1 pseudogene is annotated in these 257 nt (G+C 78.2%); it reads left to right on the plus strand.

What is annotated here, in order from left to right:
* Nucleotides 1-65: 65 nt before the first annotated feature.
* Nucleotides 66-257 (plus strand): annotated as a pseudogene (locus HP445_RS00055) (DUF4190 domain-containing protein); the annotation flags it as partial.

The following is a 257-nucleotide window of genomic DNA, read 5'->3' on the forward strand; positions in this document are numbered from 1 at the left end:
CGTGTCGGGGGGACACGGGTGCTGGAGTGCGGCGCCGGCCTCCCGGTCGGAGAGGACCCCCAGCCGTGAGCGAGAACCCGCCCAACCAGCCCGTCCCGCCGTCGCAGCCCGGTCCGGGCCAGCCCGGATCGGGCCAGCCCGCTTCCGGCCAGCCCGCCTGGAACGGCCAGCCCGCCTGGCAGCAGCAGCCTGGAGGCCCGCAGCAGTGGTCGGGTCAGCCCGCCCCCGCCGCGCAGCCGTCCGATGCGTTCGGTCGC

Origin of the sequence: Curtobacterium flaccumfaciens (assembly GCF_013359815.1) — a bacterium.
Taxonomy (GTDB): domain Bacteria; phylum Actinomycetota; class Actinomycetes; order Actinomycetales; family Microbacteriaceae; genus Curtobacterium; species Curtobacterium flaccumfaciens.